The sequence below is a fragment of the Nocardia sp. NBC_01329 genome, from assembly GCF_035956715.1.
Classification (GTDB): domain Bacteria; phylum Actinomycetota; class Actinomycetes; order Mycobacteriales; family Mycobacteriaceae; genus Nocardia.
In genome coordinates this window covers 1,039,625-1,065,459 of sequence record NZ_CP108381.1, presented here as the reverse complement: position 1 = coordinate 1,065,459, position 25,835 = coordinate 1,039,625, and the positions used below count along the sequence as shown (strand labels likewise).

24 protein-coding genes are annotated in these 25,835 nt (G+C 67.8%); 10 read left to right on the top strand and 14 right to left on the bottom strand.

What is annotated here, in order from left to right:
• Window positions 1-4: 4 nt before the first annotated feature.
• Window positions 5-1,486 (top strand): MFS transporter, encoded by a 1,482-nt coding sequence (locus OG405_RS04995; protein ID WP_327150455.1) that lies wholly within the window; start codon window positions 5-7, stop codon window positions 1,484-1,486.
• 174 nt (window positions 1,487-1,660) lie between these two features.
• On the opposite strand, the gene OG405_RS04990 is transcribed toward OG405_RS04995, so the two are convergent.
• Together OG405_RS04990 and OG405_RS04985 are read right to left on the bottom strand one after the other, a co-directional pair.
• Window positions 1,661-2,071: a PPOX class F420-dependent oxidoreductase gene (locus OG405_RS04990; RefSeq protein WP_327150454.1), complete on the bottom strand. Its 411-nt coding sequence runs from the start codon at window positions 2,069-2,071 to the stop codon at window positions 1,661-1,663.
• A 39-nt stretch (window positions 2,072-2,110) separates the two neighbouring features.
• On the bottom strand, window positions 2,111-2,290 hold the full coding sequence (locus tag OG405_RS04985) for a hypothetical protein (RefSeq protein ID WP_327150453.1): 180 nt from the start codon (window positions 2,288-2,290) through the stop codon (window positions 2,111-2,113).
• Window positions 2,291-2,482: 192 nt separating this feature from the next.
• Between OG405_RS04985 and OG405_RS04980 the strand changes: the two genes are divergently transcribed.
• A complete protein-coding gene (locus OG405_RS04980; protein WP_327150452.1) occupies window positions 2,483-3,616 on the top strand; it encodes a phosphotransferase family protein in 1,134 nt (377 codons plus the stop codon).
• A 19-nt stretch (window positions 3,617-3,635) separates the two neighbouring features.
• Entirely contained in the window at window positions 3,636-4,766 is a 1,131-nt protein-coding gene (locus OG405_RS04975; RefSeq protein ID WP_327150451.1) for a hypothetical protein, read from the top strand.
• A gap of 101 nt (window positions 4,767-4,867) precedes the next feature.
• On the opposite strand, the gene OG405_RS04970 is transcribed toward OG405_RS04975, so the two are convergent.
• The 6 genes from OG405_RS04970 to mqo all read right to left on the bottom strand — a co-directional run bounded on the left by OG405_RS04970 (window position 4,868) and on the right by mqo (window position 11,540).
• The gene (locus OG405_RS04970) at window positions 4,868-5,284 is read right to left on the bottom strand and encodes a cobalamin biosynthesis protein (RefSeq protein WP_327150450.1); all 417 of its coding nucleotides are present in this window, start codon (window positions 5,282-5,284) and stop codon (window positions 4,868-4,870) included.
• Window positions 5,281-6,687, bottom strand: coding sequence for a cobyrinate a,c-diamide synthase (locus tag OG405_RS04965; RefSeq protein ID WP_327152215.1), 1,407 nt, complete (start codon window positions 6,685-6,687; stop codon window positions 5,281-5,283). Before OG405_RS04965 ends, OG405_RS04970 begins: the two co-directional genes overlap by 4 nt.
• A gap of 76 nt (window positions 6,688-6,763) precedes the next feature.
• A complete protein-coding gene (gene cobO, locus OG405_RS04960) occupies window positions 6,764-7,378 on the bottom strand; it encodes a cob(I)yrinic acid a,c-diamide adenosyltransferase (RefSeq protein WP_327150449.1) in 615 nt (204 codons plus the stop codon).
• Window positions 7,379-7,430: 52 nt separating this feature from the next.
• Window positions 7,431-9,419: a magnesium chelatase subunit D family protein gene (locus OG405_RS04955; protein WP_327152214.1), complete on the bottom strand. Its 1,989-nt coding sequence runs from the start codon at window positions 9,417-9,419 to the stop codon at window positions 7,431-7,433.
• Window positions 9,420-9,499: 80 nt separating this feature from the next.
• Window positions 9,500-9,949: a GNAT family N-acetyltransferase gene (locus OG405_RS04950; RefSeq protein WP_327150448.1), complete on the bottom strand. Its 450-nt coding sequence runs from the start codon at window positions 9,947-9,949 to the stop codon at window positions 9,500-9,502.
• Between the two features lie 130 nt (window positions 9,950-10,079).
• The gene (mqo, locus tag OG405_RS04945; protein ID WP_327152213.1) at window positions 10,080-11,540 is read right to left on the bottom strand and encodes a malate dehydrogenase (quinone); all 1,461 of its coding nucleotides are present in this window, start codon (window positions 11,538-11,540) and stop codon (window positions 10,080-10,082) included.
• Window positions 11,541-11,870: 330 nt separating this feature from the next.
• Between mqo and OG405_RS04940 the strand changes: the two genes are divergently transcribed.
• A complete protein-coding gene (locus tag OG405_RS04940) occupies window positions 11,871-12,902 on the top strand; it encodes an alpha/beta hydrolase (RefSeq protein WP_327150447.1) in 1,032 nt (343 codons plus the stop codon).
• A 1-nt stretch (window position 12,903) separates the two neighbouring features.
• Here the strand turns inward: OG405_RS04940 and OG405_RS04935 are convergent, their stop codons facing one another.
• From OG405_RS04935 to OG405_RS04915, 5 genes are all read right to left on the bottom strand, one after another.
• On the bottom strand, window positions 12,904-13,467 hold the full coding sequence (locus OG405_RS04935) for an alpha/beta hydrolase (protein ID WP_327150446.1): 564 nt from the start codon (window positions 13,465-13,467) through the stop codon (window positions 12,904-12,906).
• A gap of 98 nt (window positions 13,468-13,565) precedes the next feature.
• Window positions 13,566-15,188: a cobyric acid synthase gene (locus OG405_RS04930; RefSeq protein ID WP_327150445.1), complete on the bottom strand. Its 1,623-nt coding sequence runs from the start codon at window positions 15,186-15,188 to the stop codon at window positions 13,566-13,568.
• The gene (map, locus tag OG405_RS04925; RefSeq protein WP_327150444.1) at window positions 15,185-16,048 is read right to left on the bottom strand and encodes a type I methionyl aminopeptidase; all 864 of its coding nucleotides are present in this window, start codon (window positions 16,046-16,048) and stop codon (window positions 15,185-15,187) included. The genes OG405_RS04930 and map overlap by 4 nt, the downstream gene beginning before the upstream one ends.
• 101 nt (window positions 16,049-16,149) lie before the next feature.
• Window positions 16,150-16,797 carry a GntR family transcriptional regulator gene (locus tag OG405_RS04920; protein ID WP_327152212.1) on the bottom strand — a complete coding sequence of 216 codons (648 nt, stop codon included), beginning with the start codon at window positions 16,795-16,797 and terminating at the stop codon, window positions 16,150-16,152.
• A 289-nt stretch (window positions 16,798-17,086) separates the two neighbouring features.
• Window positions 17,087-17,446 (bottom strand): DUF4254 domain-containing protein, encoded by a 360-nt coding sequence (locus OG405_RS04915; RefSeq protein WP_327152211.1) that lies wholly within the window; start codon window positions 17,444-17,446, stop codon window positions 17,087-17,089.
• Between the two features lie 778 nt (window positions 17,447-18,224).
• On the opposite strand from OG405_RS04915, the gene OG405_RS04910 reads away from it, so the two are divergent.
• The 6 genes from OG405_RS04910 to OG405_RS04885 all read left to right on the top strand — a co-directional run bounded on the left by OG405_RS04910 (window position 18,225) and on the right by OG405_RS04885 (window position 23,992).
• Window positions 18,225-19,868, top strand: a complete 1,644-nt coding sequence (locus OG405_RS04910; RefSeq protein WP_327150443.1) for a class I adenylate-forming enzyme family protein — start codon at window positions 18,225-18,227, stop codon at window positions 19,866-19,868.
• A gap of 126 nt (window positions 19,869-19,994) precedes the next feature.
• Entirely contained in the window at window positions 19,995-20,864 is an 870-nt protein-coding gene (locus tag OG405_RS04905) for a helix-turn-helix domain-containing protein (RefSeq protein ID WP_327150442.1), read from the top strand.
• A 166-nt stretch (window positions 20,865-21,030) separates the two neighbouring features.
• Entirely contained in the window at window positions 21,031-22,359 is a 1,329-nt protein-coding gene (locus tag OG405_RS04900; protein ID WP_327152210.1) for an APC family permease, read from the top strand.
• A 96-nt stretch (window positions 22,360-22,455) separates the two neighbouring features.
• On the top strand, window positions 22,456-22,983 hold the full coding sequence (locus tag OG405_RS04895) for a hypothetical protein (RefSeq protein ID WP_327150441.1): 528 nt from the start codon (window positions 22,456-22,458) through the stop codon (window positions 22,981-22,983).
• A 71-nt stretch (window positions 22,984-23,054) separates the two neighbouring features.
• Complete coding sequence (locus tag OG405_RS04890) at window positions 23,055-23,549, top strand: peroxynitrite isomerase (RefSeq protein WP_327150440.1); 495 nt, start codon at window positions 23,055-23,057, stop codon at window positions 23,547-23,549.
• Window positions 23,550-23,764: 215 nt separating this feature from the next.
• Window positions 23,765-23,992 (top strand): hypothetical protein, encoded by a 228-nt coding sequence (locus tag OG405_RS04885; RefSeq protein WP_327150439.1) that lies wholly within the window; start codon window positions 23,765-23,767, stop codon window positions 23,990-23,992.
• Between the two features lie 18 nt (window positions 23,993-24,010).
• Here OG405_RS04885 and OG405_RS04880 read toward each other — a convergent pair whose 3' ends face one another.
• Entirely contained in the window at window positions 24,011-25,798 is a 1,788-nt protein-coding gene (locus OG405_RS04880; protein WP_327150438.1) for a penicillin-binding transpeptidase domain-containing protein, read from the bottom strand.
• Between the last annotated feature and the right edge of the window lie 37 nt (window positions 25,799-25,835).

Below are 25,835 nucleotides of genomic sequence, written 5' to 3'. Positions count from 1 at the left end.
CACTGTGCTCGATGACCCCCCAGCTATCCAGTATCCGGTGACGAAACGGGCCTTCGGGCTCGCCATTCTCGTGCTGAGCGGGTTACAGCTGATGGTGGTGCTGGACGGCACCGTGGTGATCCTGGCCCTGCCGAAGCTGCAGGAGGAGATGGGCCTGTCCAGTTCGGGCAGCGCCTGGACCATCACCGCCTACGGGCTTCCGTTCGCCGGCCTGATGCTGCTCGGCGGGCGGATCGGCGATTCGTTCGGGCGACGCCGCATGTTCATACTCGGCGTCGGCCTGTTCACACTGGCCTCGATGTTGTGCGGCCTGGCACAGAGCGAGCAGATGCTCATCGCCGCGCGCGCCTTCCAGGGCACCGGCGCCGCGCTCGCGGCCCCCACCGCTTTCGCGCTGGTCGCCAGTACCTTTGCGCCGGGCAAGGTACGCAATCAGGCTTTCGCGATCTTCGGGTCGATGGTCGCACTGGGCTCGGTCGGCGGACTGGTGATCGGCGGCGCGCTCACCGAGGCCAGCTGGCGGTGGATCTTCCTGATCAATGTGCCGATCGGCGCGCTCATCGTGATCGGCGCACTGTACGCACTTCGCGATACCGGCCATCACCGACTCACGCTGGATGTGCGCGGTGCGTTCCTCGGCACCCTGGCCTGCGCCCTGATCGTCTGGGGCGCCACCGAGGGACCGGAACTCGGCTGGAGTGATCCGCTGGTCTACGGCACCTTGATCGCGGGCGCGGTACTGTTACCGGTTTTCGTTTTCGCGGAACGTTCGGTGGACAACCCCCTACTGCCGTGGTCGCTGTTCGACAGCCGCGACCGTGTCGCCACCTTCGTGGTGATCCTGCTCGCCAGCGGCGTGCTGGGCGCCACCACCTATTTCGCGGGTCTGTTCGTGCAGAACGTGGTCGGTTACAGCCCGCTGGTGGCCGGGGTGTCGTTCATTCCGTTCACCGTCGGCGTCGGTCTGGGCAGTGCGGTGACCACCCGGCTGGCCCTGCACATCGCGCCCCGATGGCTGCTGGTCGGCGCCTCGGTGGTGCTCATGGCCGGCCTCGGCTACGGCTCGACCCTGGATGCCGATGTCGGCTACTGGACCACTCTCCTGCCGCTGTTCTCGGTGATCGGCTTCGGGATCGGTATCGCCATGGTGCTCATCCCGCTGTGTGTTCTGGTCGGGGTGCCGCCGGACGAAATCGGCCCGCTCTCGGCGATCGGCCAGATGTTCCTGAACCTCGGCACGCCCATCGCCATCGGCGTACTCACGCCGCTCGCTGCGTCCCGGACGCTGTCCGAGGGGGGGACCATCAAGAAACCGGCCGAGATGACGGCCGCGGAGATCACCGCCCTCGGCAACGGCTACACCCTCGCCCTGCTGGTCGCGGCTATCGGCGGACTGCTGGTGGGCCTCATCGCGCTGACTCTGCGCTACACCGCACAGGAAGTCGCGCGCGCCCAGCACGCACAGGACGAGGCGCAGGCCGCCTGAGGCTGTGTTTATTTGCCCCGCCTTCGGCGGGGCGGGTCGGGGCCCTGTTAACCCCGGTTCTTCACTCCGGCGCTCAGTCGCTGCGCTCCTTCGCTCTGTCGCTCCAGAACCGGGGCGGGCCCCGACCACGTAGGTGGCCCGTCCGGGGGTGGAGGGGTCTCGGGGGTCGTGTGGTTACAGCCTCCCGGTGATCTTGGTCGGGGTGATCCGCACCACCACCCGCGGGCCGTCGTCGGCCGCGGCCGGATTGAACTCGGCGTAGGGCTTTCCGGTGTACTTGATCGACATACGGTCGCCGAACACCATCTCGGGGTCCGGGGTGAGCGTGGCGGTCCCCTTGATCTCCGCGTAGACCCACGGGTTGTCCGGTGGGGTGATCAGTACGGTGATCCGCGGATCGCGGGCCAGGTTCTTACCCTGCACCCGGTCGGTGGTGGTGGAGTAGACCAACTCGTCGCCTTCGCGGTCTATCCAGGTGACGGTCAGATGCGGATGCCCGTCCCGGCCGATGGTGGCCACGGTGACGAACAGCTTGGCATCGTCGATGTACTGCTTGACGGTGTCGGGCAACGAGATAGCACTCATGACCACGAGCAACCCACACCGGCGGACGTTCATTCCGGCTCAGCCCGGCGGGCTCGCCTCCAGTTGCGCCAGCAGCAGCGCCATCAACCCGATCTCCGTGGCGGACAGGATCTCCGGCGGCGCCGGGTCGTCGATGAACAGGGGACGAATCGTGGCCCCCACCACCAGTAGCAACCCGGCCGCCACGACGACGGCGACTCCGTTCCGGAGGCGTTTCATAATCGTCATCCGGCCGACAGGCCGGGCACCGGGGCTCATATGCCGTGTTCTCGCAGGCCGATGATCCGCCGAATCCGACCCCGGCCGGACTGAAACACGTTACAGTTCCCGCACGCGGGCGACCCGATGGCGTGTCACCGAGACGATGGTGGGCCGGTCTCCGCGCCGAGGCCGGATGGCGTCAGGAGGACGATGATGCCCGACGATGTGAACCCCACCGAACATATGCAGCTCACCACCAGCGAACGCGATCTGGATGCGCTGGCCGGGCAGCTCGCCGAATGGCTACGACACCGGGTCGGGGCCGACGATCCACCGGTGATCAGCAACCTGCAGCGCCCACTGGCCGGGGGCCTGTCCAGTGCCTCGGTACTCTTCGACGCGCACTGGAAATCCGACGGCGAGCCCGGCGCGGGCGCCTTCGTCGCGCGGATGATCCCGGAAGAGGGCGCGTTCCCGGTCTTCGAGAAATACGATCTGGGACTGCAGTACCGCGTCATCAGTGAGGTCGCCGCCGCCACCGACGTCCCGGTACCGCGATTGCGCTGGCTGGAAACAGATAGCGGGGCCTGCGGTGCGCCGTTCTTCGTGATGGACCGGGTGCGGGGGCGGATCCCCGGTGACAATCCGCCCTATGTATTCGCGGGTTGGCTCTACGACGCGACGCCCGCCGAGCGAGCCCAGCTCACCCGCAACACCCTCGAGATCCTGGCCCGCATCCACGCGCTGCCCGACCCCGCGCAGCGGTTCCCCGAATTGGACGGGCCCGGGACCGCGCTACGCCGTCATCTCGACGCCGACCGTTCCTGGTACGAGTGGGCGCTGGCCGACGACGGTTACGAGATCCCGTTGATCGAGCGCGCTTTCGACTGGCTGGATCGCCACTTCCCGGCCGATCCGGGACCCGACGTGCTGAGCTGGGGGGATGCCCGGCCCGGCAACATCATCTACGACGGGTTCACCCCCATCGCTGTGTTGGACTGGGAGATGGCCGCATTGGGGCCGCGCGAGCTCGATCTGGCGTGGATGATCTTCCTGCACCGTTTCTTCCAGGACATCGCCACCGGATTCGAATTCCCCGGTCTCCCCGACTTCCTGCGCCGCGACGAGGTCGTGGCGCACTACGAGAAGGTCAGCGGCCACACTGTCCGGGACCTGGACTTCTACCTCACCTATTCCGCGCTGCGGCACGCGATCGTCATGGCCCGCATCAAACGCCGCATGATCCATATGGGTGAGGACACCGCACCCGCGGAGCGCGACGACTACATCATGCATCGCGCCACCCTGGAAGCCATGCTCGACGGCACCTACGGATGGGACTGAGATGACGGATGGGACTGAGATGAGCGAAACCACCGCCCACACCCCGGCCACGGCACCGGGCCCATTGGACGAGTATCCGATCCACCAGACACCGCTGCCGATCGCCCGGGCCGCGTCCAGCGATCGCAATTTCTACGATCGCAGCTATTTCAACGCGCACAACCGCGACGGGGCGCTCATGTTGGTCACCGGATTCGGGGTGTATCCGAATCTCGGCGTCGTCGATGCCTACGCGGCGCTGCGGCGCGGCGACGAGATCACCTCGGTGCGATTCTCCGACGCACGTAGCGACCGGGGGCTGGAGATGGCGGTCGGCGGCTACCGGATCGAGGTCGTGGAACCGCTGCGCCGGATCCGGGTGGTGTGCGACCACGAAGACCTGGGCCTGGACCTCACCTGGACCGGCGCCTTCCCCGCGGTGCAGGAACAACCCCACGTCATGCTCGCCGGTAATCGCCCGACTCTGGACGCCTCCCGGTTCGCCCAGGTAGGCGCCTGGGCAGGCACGATCACGGTCCGCGGCGAGGATATCGCGGTCGATCCGGCAATCTGGACGGGAACCCGGGACCGGTCCTGGGGTATCCGGCCCGTCGGCGAGGCCGAACCACCCGGCCGGGCGGCCACCGAAGGGGCCGGCGGGTTCTGGTGGTTGTACGTACCGCTGCGTTTCGACGATTTCGCGGTGGTGGTGATCATCCAGGAGAACCCGGACGGCTACCGCACCCTCAACGACGCGGTACGGGTGTTCCCGGACGGTTCGGTCGAGCAACTGGGCTGGCCGCGGATCACCATCTCCTACCGGTCCGGGACCCGCCACCCCGAGAGCGCGAGCCTGGAACTGCGCACACCCGACGGCAAACCACTGACCATCGATATCCGCACCGTCACCGGAATACCGCTGCACATCGGCTGTGGTTACGGCGGCGACCCGGACTGGCAGCACGGGCAGTGGAAGGGTCGTGACTGGTCGTGGGCCGGCAGCTACGACCTGACCGATCCGGCGATCGCCGGGCGGATCCCGTGGGGCGTGACCGACCATATAGCGCACGCGCGCTGCGGGGACGCCGAAGGCTGGGGACTGTTCGAACACGCAAGCATCGGACGGCACGACCCCACCGGTTTCGCGGATCTGCTGTCGGTGGCTCCCTGACGGTCGAGGTCGACCGGGACCCCGTGGTCGAACCGGTGCCGGTGCCGCCACCGATACGCAGCCGGACAGCGGACCGGCCCCGCCGGGAGAACAGGCGCCGGTCAGCCGCGGGCGGCGGTCGCAGCCACCACTACGCCCCCGACCACCTGCCGCGGGACGAGCAACGGCCCGGTACCGGCCAGCAGGGCCGCGGCCTCGGCCACACCCGGAATACCCAGCGCGGCGACCACTCGTTCCGAAGGGGTCGGGACCGGCACCTGCGCCATCCGTACAACGGAGTAGCCGAGCAGTGGTACGCCCAATTCGGCAGCGGCAGCGAGGAGGCCCGGTTCGCGAGCCCGGCGGTCCAGGGTCGCCAGACAACCTATCCGGCGGCCGGGTAGGGCCTCCGCCAGCGCTACGAGGACCCGGTCGGCGGACAGATCCGGACGCAGGCCCAGGCCCACCGCGAGTAGTCCCGAATACGCCGGCACGAGCGGCGCGGGTCCGATCCCGAACCCGCCGTCGTCCCGGGTCACGGGGCGCGTACGGCGGTGCGGGTGCGCTGATGGGCGCGGGCGGCAGCGACGAAACGGCGCACCGCGACCGGGTTTCCGGCGGGATGGGTGTGCAGATACGACGCGTGCACTCCGTGCACGAGCGCACCCTCGCGCACCTGTTCGCCGGCGGTACGCCATCCCCAGGCGGGCGGGGTATCGCCGGCATCCGTCAGCCGGGTCCGATGGAATTCGTGGCCGCGCACCCGTTCACCGGCCCGCCACAGCACGGAGTCTCCCAGCGCGACCGCGTCACGGTAGCCGAGAGTGAGGCGCGGCCCGAATTCGGTGACCGCGTCGATCAGACCGGCCATCGGATGACCGTCGAGAGATCTGGTGAGGTACAGCAGCCCGGCGCATTCGGCATGGATCGGCAGTCCCTCCCGCGCTCGGCCGGCCACCGCGGCGCGCAGTCCGGTATTGGCCGCCAGTACCGCCGCGTGCTCTTCCGGGAATCCGCCCGGCAGCACCAAGCCCGCGGTCTCGGCGGGCAGCCCGTCGTGCAGCGGGTCGAATACGGCGACGCGGGCACCGGCGGCGGTGAGCAGTTCCCGGTGCTCGGCATAGCCGAAGGTGAAGGCGGGGCCACCGGCAACAGCGATCACCGGCCCGGGACCGTCCGGCAGCGGTGCGTCGTCGACGATTTCGTGCTCCGCGTCCCAGCTCGGTCCAGCCGCCGGAGCGGCGGCCAGGGCGGCGACCGCGGCGAGGTCGAGATGGCGGGCGGCCAGATCGGTCATCGCATCCACGGCGCGCGTCGCCGCGATCCCATGTTCCACTGCGGGGATCAGGCCCAGATGCCGGGACGGGACCTCGAGCTCGGCCAGCCGCGGCAGCGCGCCGAGTACCGGCAGGCCCACTCGGTCGCAGGCGGCGCGCAGCACCTGTTCGTGCCGGACGCTACCCACTCGATTGAGCACCACCCCGCCGAGCCGGACACCGGTATCGAAGGTGGCGAATCCGTGCAGCAGCGCGGCCAGACTCTGGCTGTGGCCACGCGCGTCCACCACCAGGATCACCGGAAGCCCGAGCAGGCTCGCGACCTGCGCGGTCGAGCCTTCCGCGACAGGATCGACCGCCTGCTCGTCGATCCGCCCGTCGAACAGCCCCATCACGCCTTCCACCACTGCGATATCGCAACCGCGCGCACCGTGGCGGTAGAGCGGAGCGATCCGGTCCCGCCCGACGAGCACCGGATCCAGATTGCGTCCGGCACGCCCGGCGGCGAGCCCGTGATATCCGGGGTCGATGTAATCGGGCCCCACTTTGAACGGGGCGACCCGGCGACCCGCACGGCGCAGCGCGCCCATGAGCCCGGTCGCGACCGTGGTCTTCCCGCTGCCGGAGGCCGGCGCGGCGAACACCACCCCCGGTGCGGTGCTCATCGCCTGGGCGATCCGGCCGAGCGGTACCGGCCGGAGGCGCACCGAGCCCCGGTCGTGGCCACGCACTCGGGCCGCGTCACCATTCGATACCCCGCTGCCCCTTGCGGCCGGTGTCCATGGGATGGCGCACCTTCGTCATCTCGGTCACCAGGTCGGCCGCTTCCACCAACTCCGGCGGCGCGTCCCGGCCGGTGATCACGACATGCTGGTTTCCCGGGCGCTGCCGCAGCGTATCCACGACCTCCGCGATATCGACCCAACCCCATTTCAGCAGGTAGGTGAATTCGTCGAGTACGTAGAACCGGTGTTCCGCGCCGCGCAACCGCCGCGCGATCTCCTGCCAGCCGGCCTGTGCGGCAGCCGCGTGATCGGTTTCGGTGCCCTGTTTACGAGTCCAGGACCAGCCTTCACCCATCTTGTGCCACTGCACCGGCCCGCCGACACCGGTCTGCTCGTGCAATAGCCCGAGTTCGCGGAAGGCCGCTTCCTCCCCGACCTTCCATTTGGCGCTTTTCACGAACTGGAAAACCGCCACGTCGAAACCCTGGTTCCAGGCCCGCAGCGCCATCCCGAAGGCGGCGGTGGATTTACCCTTACCCGGCCCGGTGTGCACGGCGAGTACCGGCTGATTTCGGCGCTGACGGGTGGTCAGGCCGTCGTCGGGTACTTGCTCCGGCACCCCTTTGGGCATGGGATCTCCTCTGGTTGGGTTTTCGTGCTCTTCCGGGGCGACCCGGATCCGGTCAGGCCGCTCGCGCGCCGCCACCGGAGGCACCCGCACGGACCACGTCGGCTACCGAGGCACCGGTCAGTTCGGTGAGCCGCACGACCGTGCCGCGCAGGGCGCTCGCCAGTTCGGCGGCCAGACCCAACCGGATCATGCCGCGTTCGCAGTCGACCACTACCGAGGTCACCCCGTCGCGGGCCAGCAGACCGGCCGTCGCGCGGGCGCGCGGCACCGGGTCGGTCCCACCGGTGGCGCGGCCGTCGGTGAGCAGCACCAGCATCGGCCGGCGGTGCGGATCGCGGACCCGCTCCCGGTAGACCACCTCCCGAGCCTTCCGCAGGCCCGCGGCCAGCGGACTCTTCCCGCCGGTGCGTAGACCGGTGAGACGGCGGACGGCGATATCGATCGAGGAGGTGGGTGGTAGCACCAGTTCGGCCTCCTCGCCGCGGACCGAGATCACCGCGACTTTGTCGCGCCGCTGGTAGGCATCGCGCAGCAGGGTCACCACCGCGCCGGTCACCGCGGACAGCCGGTCGCGGGCGGCCATGGAGCCGGAAGTGTCCACCACGAACAGCACCAGGTTGCCCTCGCGCCCTTCGCGGTAGGCGCCGCGCAGATCGCCGGGTGCCAGCACCAGCGGACCGGTGCGCCGCCCACGCGCCCGCTGATGCGGAGCGGCGGCCCGCAGCGTGCCCAGCAGATGCAACCCGCCGGTGGGTTCCGGGGTCGAGTTCACCACCCGCCCCTGCCTGGTCTGTGCCCGGGACCGGCGCCCGGGTGCTCCTTCGCCGACCCCGGGCACCTCCCAGTGTGGTGGCCGGACCGGCGTCGCGACCGGTGTCCCCGTCTGCCCGGCGCCGCCCGGACCACCCCGCTCGCCGGAGTTCTCGTTCCCTGCGGTGTCGTCGTTCGGTGTGTCCGCGCCACCACCCGGGCCGTCGGGGTCGTCGTCGGGATCGGGCGGGCCGCCGGATTCGGGTGCCTCGTTCTCCCCGGCCGGGTCCTGCTGATCGTCGGCGTGCTCGGCCGCGTCGCGCATCGCGTCGTCGAGCTGTTCGGGAGTGATCCCGGGTTCGTCGAACGGGTCCCGCCGCCGCCGGTGCGGCAGGGCCAGCTCGGCCGCGATCCGCACATCCTCGGCGGTGACGGCACCACGGCCGCACCAGGCGGCATGGGCGACAGCGGTCCGGGCCACCACCAGATCCGCGCGCATACCGTCGACATCGAACGAGGCGCACACCGCGGCGATCCGCCGCAACTCCACATCGTCGAGCACGACGCCGGGCAGGCGGTCGCGCGCGGTGAGGATGCGTTCGGCGATCTCGGCGTCCGCGCCGGCATAGGCGGCCGCGAAACCGTCGGGGTCGGCTTCGTAGTCCAAGCGGCGTCGCACGACGGCCATCCGGACGTCCACGTCACGGGAGGCGGTCACGTCCACGGTCAGGCCGAATCGGTCGAGCAATTGGGGCCGCAGCTCGCCTTCTTCCGGGTTCATGGTGCCGACCAGCACGAAACGGGCGGCGTGCGAATGCGAGATCCCGTCCCGTTCGATATGCACCCGGCCCATGGCGGCCGCGTCCAGCAGGACATCGACCAGATGGTCGTGCAGCAGGTTCACCTCGTCCACGTAGAGGACACCGTGATGGGCGGCAGCCAGCAACCCGGGCCGGAAGGCTTGCTCCCCGTCGCGCAGCACCCGTTCCAGATCGAGCGAGCCGACGACCCGGTCCTCCGTTGCGCCGACCGGCAATTCCACCAGCCGCGCCGGGCGGGCGCCCGATTCGTCCACCACCGGTGGCAGCAGCCGGGCCAACGCCCGGACCACCGTGGATTTGGCGGTTCCCTTCTCACCGCGAACCAGCACACCGCCGATCCCCGGGTGCACCGCGCACAGGATCAACGCCAGCTGCAGTTGTTCCTGCCCGACCACCGCGGCGAATGGGAACCCGGCCTCACCGCCGTCCGCGACGGATGCGATCGGGCGGGTGGGCCGGGTCGTTTCGATGGAGGACACGGCCCCACTCTAAAACGTGCGATCACCCGGCCCGGCCCTCCCCTACCCGATACGGGCGGATGGGCGCGTGGCTAGCCCTTGCGCATGGGTACGTGCGCGACACCGTCCTCGATGAACTCCGCGCCGTCCACCTCGAACCCGTGCTTGGTGTACAGATCGATCAGGTAGGTCTGGGCGTTGAGCCGGACGGTATGCGAACCCGTCTCGGCGAGGGCCGCCTGCAGCAGCCGGGTGGTGTATCCGTGGCCGCGTGCCTCGACCGCGGTACACAACCGGCCGATACGGAAGGATTTCACGCCGTCGTCGTGCTCTTCGAGCAGCCGCAGGGTCGCGATGACCTCGCCCTCGTCGTCGAGCCACAGATGCCGCGTCTCCGGCAGCAGATCCTGCCCGTCCAACTCCGGGTACGCGCACTTCTGCTCCACCACGAACACTTCGACACGCAGTTTCAGCAACTCGTACAGGGTGGGGGTATCGAGATCCTGCGCCCATGACCGGCGGAGTGCGACCGTTGACATCATCGCGCCTTGCTATCACACCTCGGCCCGATATGCACGTGAATGCCAGGCGCGCACGGTCCGTGACGGCCCCGATACGACAACGGCCCGCGGGAGTTCCTCGCCCCGCGGACCGTATCGACGAACTTCCGGATCAGACCCCGGCGGCGACCGCTGTGGGTGCCGCGGAACGGTTGAGCTGCAACGCCTTACCGGTCCAGTCCCACACCTCGGCGAACAGGCGCTGGTTCTCCGACAGTTTGATACCCAGCGAGGGGATCATTTCCTTCAGTTTGGGCGTCCACTGCTCGTACTCGGCCGGGAAGCAGCGTTCCAGCACATCGAGCATGGCCGTCACACAGGTCGAGGCGCCCGGGGATGCGCCCAGCAGTCCGGCGATGGAGCCGTCCTGCGCGGTGATGACGGCGGTACCCAGTTCGAGTACACCGCCGGCGCCCTTGCGGCGGATCACCTGCACCCGCTGCCCGGCGGTGATGAGTTCCCAGTCCCGGCCCTCGGCACGCGGGATGAACTCCTCCATGGTGTACACCCGGCCGGACTGCGATTTCATCAGCTCGGTGACCAGGTATTTGACCAGGCTCAACTCGGTGACGCCGACGCCGAGCATCGGGGCCAGGTTGCCGGGTTTGATCGATTTGAACAGGTCGGCGTTGCTGCCGTCCTTGAGGAACTTGGGGGTCCAACCGGCATAGGGGCCGAAGAGCAGGCCGGGCTTGCCCTTGATGACGCGGGTGTCCAGATGCGGTACCGACATCGGCGGCGCCCCGACCGCGGCCTTGCCGTACACCTTGGCCCCGTGCTGGTCGATCAGGTCGGTGTTGGTACACCGCAGGAACTGCCCCGAGACCGGGAAGCCCGCGAAACCGCGGATCTCCTCGATTCCCGCCTTCTGCAGCAGCGGCAGCGCCCCGCCGCCGGCCCCGACGAAGACGAATTTGCTGATCAGCGTGCGGGTGCGGCCGGTCCGGGTATTGCGCACCGTGACCTTCCAGCTGCCGTCCTTCTGCTTGGACAGGTTGCGGACCTCGATACCGAAACCGATCTCGCCGCCGCTGGCGCCGATATAGGCGAGCAGCTCCTTGGTGAGCGAACCGAAATCGATATCGGTGCCGCCGTCGGACCAGTTGAGGGCGATCGGATCGGAGAAATCGCGGCCCCGGGCCATCAGCGGCAGCCGGCGGGCGAACTCGTCGGAACTGTCGATGTACTCCATCCCCGCGAACAGCGGGTGCCGCGACAGCGCCTCATACCGTTTGCGCAGGTACTCCACATCGGCGGCGCCGTGTACGAAACTGACATGCGGGATGGGGTTGATGAAGCGGGAGGGATCGCCGACTATGCCGTTCTCCGCCGCGTAGGCCCAGAACTGGCGCGACACCTGGAAGCGTTCGTTGATATCGACGGCCTTGCCGATATCGACCGAACCGTCCGGCTTCTGCGGGCTGTAGTTGAGTTCACACAGCGCCGAATGTCCGGTACCGGCGTTGTTCCATGGATCACTGCTCTCGGCCGCGGCGGCATCCAGCCGCTCGAACACCGAGATCGACCAGTCCGGCTGCAGCTGACGCAGCAGCGCGCCGAGAGTGGCGCTCATGATGCCGGCACCGATGAGGACTACATCGGTCTTTTCAGTCTGGGCAGCGTTCGGCACGGGTGTTCGACTTCCTTGTCCTGATGCGCGGGGCGCACATCCCTGGGATGCGGGCCCGCTGGGGCACGGGCGCATTGTGCAGTTGTGTACGGGTCGCGGCGGTGAGCCCTCCGGGCTCGGCCGAATGTAGGTTACCCGTCGTTCACTACTGCCAATTGTGCACCTCGACACGCACGGAATCCGCAGCCAGGGCGGCGATTGTGACGTAGATTCCTCCTGTTCGTCACCTTCGGGCCTGCCATTGCTACTCAGCGGTCGCCTAGATTGGAGACCGTGACGAACGAATCCGCGGCCGGTACCAGCGCCCTCGGACAAGCCGCCGAATGGCAGCCGGATGTCCTCGGTGACGAGTACGAATACCGCACTCTGGAGCTCGGGCCCGATCCGGACGGCGAGGGCGATATCTTCGCGACAATGGTCCGTCACCTGCCCGGCGCCGAAGCCACGGCCACCGCCGACGCAGTGCTCTACATCCACGGGTTCACCGATTATTTCTTCCAGCGGCACCTCGCCGAACACTTCACCGCCCGCGGACACCAATTCTATGCGCTGGACCTGCGTAAATGCGGCCGCTCACTCCAACCCGGCCAGACCCCCCACTTCATCAGCGATCTCGCGCTCTACGACCGCGAACTCGACGAGGCGCTGCGGGTGATCACCGCTGAGGCGACGGCGAACGTACTGGTGGTGGCCCATTCGACGGGCGGTCTGGTGACCTCGCTGTGGCTGGACCGGTTGCAGCACGCCGGGGGCACCGCGGCGGCCGGTATCCGCGGGCTGGTCCTGAACAGCCCCTGGTTCGATCTGCAGGGCCCGGCCTATGTGCGCACGGTCGGGACCCAGCTCATCAATACTGTGGGCCGCTTCCGCGGCAAGTCCGCGCTGCCGCTCGGCAAGTCCAGCGCCTACGGCGACAGCCTGCACCAGAGCATGAGCGGGGAATGGGACTACGACCTGGACTGGAAACCGCGTGACGGTTTCCCGGTGCGGGCCGGCTGGCTGCGCGCGATCCGGCTGGGCCAGGCCCGCCTGCACCGGGGCTTGGACATCGGCGTTCCCGCGCTGCTCTTGCGATCCAAGCTCACCGAGTTCGCGCGCGAGTACGGGCCCGCCGTGGACGTCGCGGACGCGGTGCTCGATGTCGCGCAGATCCAGCGGTGGGCGGGGTGCCTGGGTGATCGCACCAATATCGTGCCGATCGACGGCGCCCGCCACGATGTGTTCCTGTCGGCCGAGGCTCCTCGTACCGAGGCATTCCGGGAACTGGACAACTGGCTCGATTGGCTGGCGGGCCGCCCGGCCTGATTCACCACATGCTGGTGCGCAGCACGATCTCGGTCGCGAACTCCTGATCGGCCTCGGCGGCGACATTGTCGACGTCGATACCGACCACCCGGAACTCGCCGTAGACGTGGCGCCCGGATGTATCGGCGACCGGGCGGGACAGCTGTTTGGTCACCAGCACTGTGGTGGGCAGTTCCACCGCCGGGCATCCGGGATCGAGTATCTGCCCGGCACCGTCGGGCACCGCCGGATGCCCACGGTCGGCGACCACCAGGCTGACGAACCGGCCGAAACCCTTCGCGCATACCTGCCAGGCCACACTGGCCCCGGTGCCCCGGCCGGCGACGTTCGCCCAGGGCACGCCGATCTCGTCGAGAGCCGCGTACACGCCGGCGGTGTCGAGCCCGTCCGCCGTTTCGAACACGATGGTCCGCAGATCGGAACTGTGCAGACGTGCGCAGACCCGGTCGTAGACGTCCGGTGGATCACCGGAATCGGGTAGCAATAGCACGCTGTGCTGGGTCACCGGCCCGTCCACCCGCACCGTCCAGTCCCGGTCACCGACCGCGATGCGCCGAGATTCCATGCCGGTTGACGCTACACCGCCCGTCCGGGCGGTGGGGGCGTCCGGGTCCGACAGCGCAGAGATCGTGACGCGATGTCGCGGGCCGCGGCAGGTCCCGCTCAGCTCGCGCCCGACAGCACCTCGAGCGTGGAGCCGACACTGGGTAAGCCGACCGGTACCCCATTCGCCAGCAGTCGCTCCAATCCGGCGATATCCAGATGCTCGGAGACCAGATCGGCCAACAGATCGAGCTGCGCGGCGCGCACGGCCGCCACCCGGGTCCCGGGGGCCACGGTGAACCCGGTCCGGCCCGCGTACCGGGCGACCTGGGTGAGCCAGATCCGGCGGAAATCGTCGGATTCCAGGAGCCCGTGCAAGTGGGTGCCCCAGAGCGCACCCCGGACGCCGCCCTCCGCGGCGACTTCCGCGTCCGGAACCCCGGACGCGCCCCGCTCCCGGCCGGAGTCCGCCCAGCCGGTGAGGTACAGCCACGGTTCCTCTGTTGTACGCCGGACGTGCCCGTGGTGGATCTCGTAGCCGGCCGCTACCGTACCGGCGGGCGCATCCGGCGCACCGGGGGCGCCCACGGCGGTCGTACGACGCAGGACCTTCTCCTGGCCGAATTCGATGTCCATATCGAGCAGCCCGAGCCCGGCCACCTCTCCCGCACCGGATTCGACGGTGTCGACGATGCGGCTGCCCAGCATCTGGTACCCACCGCAGATACCGAGAATCGGACCGCCCGCGGCGGCCCGGCGGCTCAGCGCCTCGGCGATACCTGTCCGTCGCAGCCAAGCCAGATCGTCCACGGTGGCCTTGCTGCCGGGCAGTACCACCAGGTCGGCGTCGGCCAGCCCGGACGGATCGTCGGCCCAGCGCACCGCGACTCCCGGCTCACAGGCGAGAGCCTCCACATCTGTGCTGTTGGACACCCGGGGCAGCCGGACGGCGGCGACGGTGAGCCATTCACTGCCGATCGGGGCAGCGGGGCGACCCACCGGGGCGCCGGCCACGGTGCCCAGCGAGTCCTCGGCGTCGATCCACAGTTCGTCGCAGTAGGGGAGTACCCCGAACGTCGGCCGGCCGGTGAGCGCGGTCAGTTGGTCCAGCCCGGGTCGCAACAGCCCCACGTCGCCGCGGAATTTGTTGATCACGAATCCGGCGATCAATCGCTGATCCGCGGGTTCGAGCACCGCGAGGGTGCCGAACAGATGCGCCAGCACCCCGCCCCGGTCGATATCGCCCACCACCAGCACCGGTAGGCCGGCCGCCCGGGCCAGGCCCATATTCGCCAGATCGGTGGCGCGCAGGTTGATCTCGGCGGGCGACCCGGCCCCCTCGCAGATCACCACATCGAATTCGTTCCGTAGCGCGGCCAATTCGGCGGACACCAACTCGCGCAACCTGGTGCGATGGGTGAAATAGTCGGCGGCGCCGACCGTGTCCACCACCCGTCCACGCACCACCAGCTGGGATCGGCGGTCGCTCCCGGGTTTCAGCAGGATCGGGTTGAACCGGACGCTCGGCTCCAGCCCGCACGCCTGGGCTTGTAGTGCCTGGGCGCGGCCGATCTCTCCGCCGTCCAGGGTGACCACGGAGTTGTTCGACATGTTCTGCGCTTTGAACGGCGCGACCCGCACCCCGCGACGCCGTAGCATCCGGCAGATCCCGGCGACCACCACGCTCTTACCGGCGTCGGAGGTGGTCCCGGCAACCAGCAGTGCCCCTCCGGGCCTGCTCACGGCAGGGTGAGGATTTCGGCGCCGGTCTCGGTGACCACCAACGTGTGCTCGAACTGGGCCGTCCACCGACGGTCCTTGGTGACCACGGTCCAGCCGTCGTCCCAGATCTCGTAGTCGATCCCGCCCAGATTGATCATGGGTTCGATGGTGAAGGTCATGCCGGTTTCGATGACCGATTCGACCGCGGGCTGGTCGTAGTGCAGGATCACCAGGCCGCTGTGGAAGGTGGGCCCGACCCCGTGCCCGGTGAAATCCCGGACGACGCCGTAACCGAACCGATTCGCATAGGACTCGATGACCCGGCCGATCACATTGAGGGCGCGCCCCGGCCGCACCGCCTTGATGGCACGCGCGGTCGCCTCCTCGGTGCGTTCGACCAGCAATCTCACCTCTTCGTCGACCTCGCCGGCGAGGAAGGTGGCGTTGGTATCGCCGTGCACACCGTGGATGTAGGCGGTGACATCGATATTGACGATGTCACCGTCGGCGACCACCGTGCTGTCGGGGATACCGTGGCAGATCACCTCGTTGAGCGAGGTGCAGCACGATTTGGGAAAACCCTTGTACCCGAGAGTCGAGGGATAGGCGCCGTGGTCGCACATGTACTCGTGGGCGATCCGGTCCAGTTCGTCGGTGGTGACTCCCGGCGCGACCGCCTTCCCGGCCTCGGCCAGCGCCCGGGCGGCGATCTGCCCGGCGATCCGCATCTTCTCGATGGTCTCGGAGGTCTGCACCCAGGGCTCGGAGCCCTCATTCGCCGTTTTCTTCCAGACGTACTCCGGCCGTTCGATACCGCGAGGGACCTCGCGGATCGGAGTGGGAGTTCCGGGAAGCAACGGCTGGCGGGTACGCACGGACATGCTCCCAGAGTAGTCGGCGCAGGCCCTGCGGTCGCCGGGAACCGTCGGGCGGGACACTTCCCGCTCGACTCGTACGCGTCGGTCCGGCCGGACCACTCGTATCAGCGGCCGCGGCCGCCCGTACGCACCTCGAATGCGACCCGGTCACCCCGGTAGAGGGCGGCGACCCGCTCGATCGGCCGCCCTTGGGTGTCCATCCGGCGACGCACCACCCGGAACAACGGGACAGCCGGCCGACAGCCGAGTAGTCCGGCTTCGCGGGGGGCGGCCAGCACAGTCTCGATCCGTTCGGTGGCAGCGCCGTATTCGACACCGGAATCACCGATCGTCGCCGATAGGGAACCGAGCGGATCGAAACCCGCGCGCAGCCAACCGAATCGGTCCAGCGACAGATCGATCCGCTCCAGCGCGATCGGCTCACCGTCGGCGTACAGCAGGCGTTCCAAAGTCATGATCGGGGTCTGCAGCGGGAGTTCGAGGTCCCTGGCGATCTCGGCGTCGGCCTCGCCGTCCTCCCAGGACAACAGACTGCGCACGACTCCGGATCCGTCCTCGACGGTGGGTTCGGGCGCCAGCGGACGGACCACTTTCGGGCGGGCCAGGACAGTGCCCCGGCCCTGCCTGCGGATACGGCCCTCCACCGCGAGATCCCGTAGGGCATGACGGACCGTTTCCCGGGCGACCCCGAATCGCCCGGCCAGTTCGCGCTCGGCGGGCACCCGGTCACCGGGGCGTAGCTCGCCGAGCATCGTGTCCAGTTCGGCGCGTACCCGGTAAACCTTCGACGGGGCGGCGATTCCCGGCACCGCTGCTGTCACTGTGTCGAGGTCTCGGTGCGCCGATACGGCCCCGACAACCTCTTTCGTCTGCCTCATGGCAGAAACTACCTCCAATTGGCCTGTACCGTTGCGTTAACCGGGCATTCGCCGTGCTGTTCCATCCGGTCTAGGCCATTCGACATTATGCGGTCTTTCGCGTGCCCTGCTCCGAGGTTCGACGACGCCCAGAGGACTGGACACGGCGGTGATCCGCCGAACCCTACTGCACCGGCAGCCGCCGGCGCCCACCCGCGACCTCGGCGATCAAATCGGTGTAACCGTCGACGAGTTCGGCGAGGTGATACCAGTGCCGGTGCGTCCGGTCACTGCGAACTCCGTCGGCCTCGATCGCTTGATTCGCGGCCACCCAGCTGTATGCCATCCGATCGATCACCGCACCCAGGCTTTCGGTGTGCAACGAGGCGCCGTTGCGATGCTGCGGCATCTTCCGGGTGATCCAGTCGTTGATCTCGTCCACGAGTTCGGTTCGGCGACAGTCGATTTCGGCTATCTCCGCCACATCTCGGACATGCGCGCGCCGTTTGTGCAGTTCGACCAGTGCGTGCGCGAAGCGCAGCAGCACACGCTCCTGGAACCGCCGCCCCTGGAAGGCGCACAGTAGTTGTGGCGCAGTCGGCAGGGTTCCCAGAGTGGGTGCGCTCATCTGCACCCCTCGAACTCACCCGGCACCATCACACTCTGTACCAACATGATCGGCTCTCGATTCGGTAATCCCGGACATCGGATCGTTGTTCACCACAAGGCTAGCTGGATCATGCTCTTACATATGCAAGAACACAAGACTTCGGTACGCAATGTTGCGAACAGCGTCCTGCGCAAGCCTAACGACCCTCTCCACGGGACCGGACACGGTCCCACCGAAAACGCATACCCGCCAAGATAGTTCCTGTCGGCGGCCCGAATTCCCGCCGCTCCGAACCATACCCGCCCACCGCCCACGACCAGGCGCGACCACGCGTTACGCGACCACATCGCAACCGTGCCGAGACAAACCCGCGCCGCACACCGGAAACCATACCGATCCCTATGGTGCTGCGACACAAGCACCCCGGCCATATCGCCCGCCGTAATGGGCATCCAACGCGCCGCCGACACAACCCCGTCCCGGACCACGACTGAGCAAACGGTCGTGCAGCCGCGATGCACGCTCAAACGCACAGCGCCGGTTGCCAATTATTTGCCAGAGGGTTCGGATGCTCTGACCGCGGTCCATTTCCGGGTTCCAGGTCGTTCGGCCCGCCCGGCATCCGGTACCCGATCGGCACAGTCGGTCGCCGGGACGCCCACTCCATGCGGTATGGATTCTCTGGACAGTTGTCGACAAGGATGTGGACCCGATGAGCAGTGCCCAGACCCCCCGAGCCGCAGCCGCGCGGGCGGCCGCCGCGCTCACCGGCCCCGGCGGACCGTTCGAACTGTCGACCGAGCCGGTGCTCGGTGCCCCGATCGCGGTCCGGCGCCATCGGCACCGATCACTACGCGAGCTGTTCGACGCCGCACAGACCTGGGGTGAGCGCGACTATCTGGTCACCGCCGACCGGCGAATCTCGTTCGCCGAGCATGCGGAGGCGGCCCAGGCACTTGCGCGTGGATTGGCCGACCGGTACGGCGTCGGCCACGGTGACCGGATCGGCATCCTGGCCGCCAACAGCCCCGAATGGGTGATCACCTTTTGGGCGGCACAGTGCCTGGGTGCGGTCGCTGTCGCCTACAACGCGTGGTGGGCCGCACCGGAGATCGAATACGGCATCCGGCACACCGAACCGGCGGTCGTCGTCGCGGACGCGAAACGCGCCGCACCGGCCGCTGATACCGGAGTCCCCGTCCTCACCACGACCGAAGACCTGCCACGGCTCATCGCCGACCATCAGGGCCCGACCCCGGTGGTGCCGGTCGCCGAGGACGATCCGGCGGTCGTCCTCTACACCAGCGGGACCACCGGCCGGCCCAAAGGCGTGGTACACAGCCACCGCAATCTGATCGCGATCGCCGATTACCACCGCTACACCGATGCGCTCGGCGCGACACTGGCCGGCCGGGCGCACCGAGAGCCGAGCGATAAGCGGTTCCTGCTCACCTCACCCCTTTTCCATATCGCCAGCCTGCACAATCTCGCAATTCCCCGGCTCGCTACCGGCGCCGCGGTAGTCCTGCACACCGGCGCGTTCGACGCCGAACGGGTGCTCACGCTGATGGCGCGGGAACAGGTGACCAACTGGGGGGCCGTACCCACCCTGGCCGCTCGGCTGCTGGAACACGATCTGCGCGGCTACGACCTGTCGGCGCTCACCTCGCTGTCTCTCAACGCCGCCCCCTCCTCCCCTGCCTTCCAACAGCGGCTGCGCGGCCGGCTGCCCGGCACCGGAATCGCACTGACCACCAGTTACGGCCTCACCGAGAGCGGTACGGCCGCCACCGTCGCGACACCTGCGGAGCTCGACCGCGATCCGGAGACCGTGGGTCGTCCGATCCTGAGCGTATCCGTCGAGATCCGTGATCCCGCCGGGGTTCCCGTGCCCGAGGGCACCGAAGGTGAGATATGGGTGCGTAGCCCTTACGTCATGCTCGGGTACTGGCGCGACGAGACAGCCACCGCCGCGGCTATCGACAGCCGGCGCTGGTTGCGGACCGGCGATTTCGGCACTCTGTCCGATGGCGCGCTCCGGATGGCCGGACGTCGTACCGATCTCATCCTGCGCGGCGGAGAGAACGTGTACCCCACCGAAATAGAGAACGTGCTCGACGAACATCCAGCGGTGCGGGAGTCGGCGGTACTCGGTTTCCCGGACAGGGATCTGGGGCAACGGGTCGCGGCGGTGGTGGTTACCGACGATCCGGATGCTCTGGGCGCCGACGAACTCCGCGCGTTCACCGCCGAGCGGCTCGCGTATTTCAAGGTTCCGGAGCGCTGGACGATCACCACGTCACCGCTGCCGCGCAATGTGACCGGGAAGGTGCTGCGCCGCGAGATCACACCATGAGCACCGGTCTGTGACCACTGCCGATCCCACAACGGGTCGTTCCTCGTTATTGTTGCTCGACAAGAGGCGCGGGTGGGCAAGAACACATGATGGGCAGGCCGTACCGCGCGAGGCGAAAGGGATGACATGGCAGGCAAACGCACCGTCCTCACGGCGGGTCTGCGCCGGCTCTCGGTGCTCCTGCTGGAGATGCGCGACGACGCCGGGCTGAGCAAAGAGGACGTCAGTGCCCGAACCGGAATCAATGTGACCACGCTGTATCGCATCGAAACCGCCCAGGCGCGGCCGCAGCGCCGCACCCTCATGACAATGCTGGACCTCTACGGTGTCGAGGAGGTTCGGCGCGACGAGGCTCTGGAGCTGTTGTCGGACGCACAGAAACCCGGGATGTCGCGGCCCTACGAAGCGAGTCTGTCGGAGGTGTACGCCGCGTACATCAATTTCGAATCGGTGGCGCTGTCGGCCCGGCACTACCAGACCTCGTTCATTCCCGGGCTGTTGCAGACCGAGCAATACGCCATGGCCGTGATCGATACGTGCATGCCGAAATTGGAGGCCTCGGATCTGGAACGCCGGGCGCGCGCCCGGATGGACCGGGCGGCGGTACTGGCCAAGGACGGGCCACTCGAATTGTGGGTGGTGCTCGACGAAGCCGCTATCCGCCGGATGGTCGGCGGCCCGGAGGTCATGGGCGGTCAGTTGCGCCGGTTGGGTGAGGCGACCAAACGCAAGAACGTGATCCTGCAGATCCTCCCCTTCGACGCGGGCGCGCACCCGGGTATGGCCGGATCCTTCACAATTCTCGATTTCCCGGACCCCACCGATCCCGAACTGGTCTATGTCGAGGGCATTTCCGGTGACGCCCTCGTCGAGGGCCACTCCGAGATACGGCGTTTCGGGGTGATGTTCGACCAATTACGGGCGATGGCGCTGAGTCCCCGGGATTCCGCGGTCGTGATCGCCGAGGCCGCAGCAGCCGCCGAAGCCCTCGCCTGACCCGGTGAACAGCCCGTGAAGTAGGAGTCCGGGCCGCTTCGAGTGGGTACACAGTTCGGTACTGTTCGATTCACGGCTCGTACGGCCACTGCGGGGATGAGGGGCTCTCTTGGCAGACGTCACCGACCGGACCGATCCGGCACAGGAACCGGAACTCAAACGGGTCATGGGCCCGTGGCTGCTTTTGCTGTTCATAGTCGGCGATATTCTCGGCACCGGTATCTACGCGCTCACCGGCCGGGTGGCCGGCGAGGTCGGCGGGGCGGTGTGGGTCCCGTTCCTGGTCGCTTTCGGGGTCGCGCTGATCACCGGGCTCAGCTATCTGGAACTGGTCACCAAGTACCCGCAGGCCGCAGGGGCGGCGCTCTATACGCACAAGGCGTTCGGCATCCACTTCGTCACCTTCATGGTGACCTTCGCGGTGATGAGCTCCGGTATCACCTCCGCCGCGACCGCAGCCAAGGCTTTCGCGGCGAATTTCGCCGAGGCCTTCGAATTCGACGGCAACGGGCCGGTGCTCACCGTGATCGCCCTGGCATTCATGGCGGCGGTCGCCACGATCAACCTACGCGGCGTCGGCGAGAGTGTGAAGGCCAATGTCCTGCTCACCTGTGTAGAACTGTCCGGTCTGCTGATCGTGGTGTGCATCGGCCTGTGGGCGCTCGGTTTCGGCAACGGCGACTTCGGCCGGATAGTCGAATTCGATACCGGCGACCGCTCCGCGTTCGGCGGGGTCATCGCGGCGACGACACTGGCTTTCTATGCGATGGTCGGGTTCGAGGATTCGGTGAATATGGCCGAGGAGACCGAGGAGCCCAGCCGAATCTTTCCGAAGATCCTGCTCAGCGGGCTGCTCATCACGGGCGCCATCTATGTCGTTGTCTCCATCACCGCGGTGGCCCTGGTACCGCCCGAGAAACTCGCCGAGGGCAACACACCACTGCTGCAGGTGGTGGAGATCGGCGCACCCGGATTCCCGACCCAGATCTTCGCCTTCATCACGATGTTCGCGGTGGCCAACTCGGCACTGATCAATATGCTCATGGCCAGCAGGCTGCTGTACGGAATGGCGAAGCACAAAGTGGTTCCACGGGCGCTGGGCAGGGTGCACCAGGGCCGCCGCACGCCGCATATCGCGATCCTGTTCACCACTGTGCTCGCCTTCGGGCTGCTCGGCTTCGTCGACGAGGTGCCCGAACTCGGTGGCACCACCGCACTGCTACTCCTCATGGTCTTCACCATCGTCAACATCGCGGTACTGGTACTCAGGCGTGACACGGTCGGGCACGAGCATTTCCGCACACCGACGGCGCTGCCGGTCCTGGGCGCGATGAGCTGTGCGTATCTGTCCACACCGTTCACCGATCGCAATCCCCAGCAGTACGCCATCGCCGGGGTGCTTCTGGTTGTCGGCGTCGTCCTGTGGGCGTTCACCGCGCTGTGGAACAAACAGCACAAAGTCGGGCCGCTGGGTCCGGAGACCGATATCGAGTAGCCTGCCGCGTCTCCCGCCCAGGTCGCCGGATCTCCACCGGTGCGCGGGAATTCGTGGAAGTGACGAGCGGACGCGCGATCGGTAACGTATTCGCCGATGACAAGCATGGACGCCAGGTTCGGCGATGCGGCTGGGTCGGTGCCCCTGCCCAGCCCGTGGGACCTCAACGCCTACCTCGCCGAGGTGGCCGCGCACCGGAAGCGGCCGATCTCGTTACAGCCGGCCCACCGGTCGGCGCTGGCCGATCTGGGATGCAACGGCAACGGTCTCTGGATCGCCCGCAAGAACGACGACATCATCGTCTTCGACGCCTCGGCCTCGGGCCGCAATGCCGACCACATCGTGTTGCACGCGATCGGTCATATGCTGCTGGGCCACGGCGGCCCGGGCGCCGAGGATCCGGATACCACCCGGATCTCGCTCGGGGCGCTCAACGCCTCCCTGCTCGACGCGCTCGCCACGATCGCGCCCGGGTCGATCACGCAGATCCTGGGCCGCGACGATTTCGGTGCCGACCGGGAACGCGAGGCGGGGGTATTCGCCGAGATGACGATGGTCTACGCGGCCCTGCCCCGGCGACGCACCCGGTCCTTCTGGCCGTTCGGGCGGCGGCGCAAAAAGTAGCGCCGTCGTCCCGGCACGCGCAGAGGTACAGGTACCTCCGAAAACCGGGTGAGGGTCTACGCTTGTGGGCCGTGGCCGAACCGCAGACACCCGCCCCGCATCCCGCTATCGCCCCGCTTGCCGGATTGCTCGGCACTTGGCGCGGCTCGGGCCGGGGTGATTACCCCACGATCGAGCCCTTCGGTTATCTGGAGGAGATCACGTTCGGGCATCTGGGCCGACCGTTCCTGACCTACCGGCAGCGTACCCGGCATGCCGACGACAACCGCCCGCTCCACGTGGAGACCGGCTATCTGCGCTGCCCCGGCCCCGACCGAGTCGAGCTCATCCTTTCCCACCCGACCGGGATCACCGAGATCTGCGAGGGGAAACTCACCCATGGCGACGACGAGATCCGGCTGGAGCTGGAGTCGACGGCGATCGGTCTGAGCACGACGGCCAAGTCGGTGACCGCAGTCAGCCGCACCATCCATATGCACGCGGGAGTTATCGACTACACCCTGCAGATGGGTGCCGTGGGTCTGCCTCTACAGGATCATCTCGCGGCCAGTCTGCACAAAATCTGAATGGGGCATAACGAGTAGGTCACGGATTTCGGTGACCCGGGTCACGATTTGCTCCTCATCGATTTTCTCCACCTTTCCATCTTGTCTCGGTGCGCACTCCCGGCTTAGGTTGGCCTGAGCAGCAAATCATCAGATAACTCTTCCGCAGAGCCCGGTCGCACAGCGGCACTCCGAGCTCGCCGTCTGTCGAACCTCTGAATCGGAGGGAGCCGGAAATGAAGCGTTCCGCAGTTGCTTTCATCACCGCCGGATTGATTCTCGGGGGGACCGGAGTCGTCGAGATCCTCGGTACCGACACCGCCTCGTCGGCACCGGTCACCGATCGGACGGTATCGGTCGTCGCGCCCGCACGAGTCAGCGATTCGGTAACCACAGATACCCGCATCACCGATATCGGCCACCGGTATGCGACACGATCGGGGACCGAGTCGGCCGGGCAGTAACCGGTCGTTCGGCCAGGATCAGTACCCCGGGGGCAGAGCAGCCAACATATCCCGCGTCACGGCCACCGCGTTATCGGAACTTCCGCCCCTGACCAGCAGCGTCGCGAAAGCGATATCACCTCGGTAACCGACGAACCAGGAATGCGAACCTCCCTCCACTTCCGCTTCTCCGGTCTTGCCGAACACCTCCCCCTGATCAGCGATCCGCTCCGCTGTACCGGAGACGACCACCTGCCGCATCATCGTCCGGAGCCCGGCCACCACATCCGGATCGAGGGCGGGCCGCTGTCCGTCGACCGCCGTTCCACGCCCGGCGATCAGATACGGGGTCGGCACCGATCCGGCGGCGACGGTCGCGGCCATGAGGGCCATACCGAACGGACTCACCACGACCCGCCCCTGACCTATCCCGTCCTCGGTGCGCTGGGTGCGGTCCTCGGCCATGGGTACCGACCCGGAAAAGGTCGGCAGACCCGCTACGGTGTAATCCGGGCCGATACCGAAAGCTGCCGCACTATCGGTCAGAGCGGATTCCGGCAATTTACTGGCCAACTTGGCGAACGAAGTGTTACACGACCGCGCGTACGCGGTCGTCATGGATACGTCGCCGACCGAGAATCCGTTGTAGTTCGGAATCATTCGCTCCCCGATGGTGATCGCGCTCGGGCACGAGACCACCGTGTCCGGCGTCGCGATTCCCTCCGCCATCGCAGCGGCCGCGGTCACCGTTTTGAACACCGAACCGGGCGGGTACTGACCGATGGTGGCGACAGGGCCGTCCCGGTCGGCCGCCGCGTTCTGCGCAACCGCCAGAATCCCGCCGGTCGACGGTTCGACCACCACCATCATGGTCTGCTCCAGGCGCCCGTCGACCGCACGCTGAGCGGCATTCTGAATGCGACGGTCCACGCTCAGCGCGAAAGACGGCGCCGGCTGCGCCGCCACCTCCTGCAACACCCCGGTCTCCGCGCCGTTGGCGTTACGGACCACCACCCGCCAGCCGGCCCTGCCGTCGACATCGGCGATCACCGTCTGCCGCACCTGCGCCATCAGATCCGGAGCGAATTTCCGGTCGGTGGGAGCCATATCCCACTCCTGGGTCACCCGTACTCCAGGTAGCCCGATGAGCTGCGGTCCGGCCCGGCCGAACTCGACTCCGTTCAGCACGATCACTGTGTACACACCGTCGGCGGCGCGCGCGGAATCCAGAATGCGCTCCGGAGTGAGCCGCTCGTCGATCTCGACCAGGGCCTGCGACAACGCCACCGCCACTCTTTGCGGATCAGCGCTGTCGGCCGCGTCGAACGTCACCCGCGAGACGGTGCCCGGCACCAGCACATCGCTACCGGACTGTTCGTTCACCCGGGCTCGCGGTGCGGGCTGGACCGACAGTGCCATGGCCTGGGTGTCACCGAGCCGAGGATGGACGGCCGCGCCGCTCCAGCGCACGGTCCAGGAACCGCCGCTGCGCACCATCGGCAACTGCCCGGAATAGGTCCAGCCCCGACCGCCGGTCAGCCGCCATTCGTAGGTGTAGTCGACGGTGGCGGTATCGCCGCTGATCCGCGCCGCACCGGTATTCGCGTGAAGTTCTTCGGCGCCCAGTTCGTCCCAGGCCGAAGTCAGTGCGGCGAATGCCTTTTCGGGGCGGTTGGTCAAATCGGCGGCGGTCTCGATATCGCGGGCGGTGAAGGCGCCGAGGAAACTGTCCGCCGCGGTGATCGGCCCGGAGGAGCCCGCACCGCAACCGGTCACGGCGAACGCGAGCGCCGTGACCACGACCACGAGCACCGATCGGATCACCATCGGAGCCGATGGTAGGCGACCCGACCCGGTGATCACC